This window comes from Amycolatopsis sp. NPDC003676, assembly GCF_053587275.1.
In genome coordinates this window covers 1-1,096 of the sequence record NZ_JBSFNS010000400.1, presented here as the reverse complement: position 1 = coordinate 1,096, position 1,096 = coordinate 1, and the positions used below count along the sequence as shown (strand labels likewise).

1 protein-coding gene is annotated in these 1,096 nt (G+C 67.9%); it reads right to left on the bottom strand.

The genetic code is table 11. From position 1 onward, the window contains the following. Window positions 1–310 precede the first annotated feature (310 nt). The coding region (locus ACWDNU_RS46730; RefSeq protein WP_449673566.1) for an enoyl-CoA hydratase-related protein at window positions 311–1,096 on the bottom strand (786 nt) is incomplete at its 5' end.

Sequence of the window (1,096 nt, the reverse complement as noted above, 5' to 3'; positions counted from 1 at the left end):
AGAGTCCCGCGCTGCGTCGAGTAAGTGACAGCGCGCCGTACGGCCTCGTACGCGGCAGCGTCGCCCGCTTCGTTGCGGCAGTCTACGACCGCCCCGAGCCGGTGAAGATCGCCCTCGACGCGCTGATCCCCTTCTTCGACACCAACCTCTGAATCGCGCACCGAATGCTCGCCTGGAGCGTGCATCCACGCGCAGGGCAGAGGTGATCGATCTCGGTCAAGCCTCGCGGCTCCTGCTGGTCAGCTCTGAAAGCTGCCGCGCCCGAACTGATTCCGCGAGGACGGTCCGCGCTGGGAGCGGTACGAACCGGTCACCCGCCGGTCGGCCGCTGCCGGGTAGTTGGTGCCCCTCTCACGTACGTCACGTTTGCGGGAGATGTTGGGGTGTCGAAACTGCCATGTCCGCCCGTGCTCGCGGCAAATTGCCCTGCACCGGTGAGGGTGTCGGCGGCGGGCGACCGGGCGTCGGCGAGGGAGCTCGCGGTGACCAGGTCGACAGCGTTGCGCACCTCGGGGCGGTTGATCCCGATCAGGGTGACCGGACCGCGCTGTTCGGTGATGACGGTGCACGTGCTCATCTCAGGCCTGCTCTCCGGTGCCGGGGCGTGGGGGTTTGTGGTCGCCGAACGGAGTTGGAAGGCGTAGCCCTCGCGGGTGTGCCGGGAGATACCGTCGAAGACGGTGCTGACCATGCCCGAGTTGGCGACACCCTGGGCCAGCAGACTCGAGTTCAGCGCCAGCTTCGCCATCATGAGCTGATTGACCGGCATCCGCGCGATCCGCTCCACCAAGGCTTCGGTGCGCGCGTCTAGTTCGTCGGCGGGCCACGACTCCACCGCCAGACCCCACTCGGCGGCCTGCTTGCCGGTCAAGCAGTCACCGGTGAACAACAGACGCTTGGCACGCTGGTCACCGAGGCGGTGCGCCCACATCCCCGCCGCCGGGATACCCCACACCCGGGTCGGTGGATAGCCGATCTTGGTGTCGTCGGCGCAGATGATCCGGTCGCTGTAGAGGGCGATATCCGTCCCGCCCCCCACCATGATGCGCAGGCCGACGCCCGGCGGGGCATTCGAGGAAGGGAACGCGCACGACCT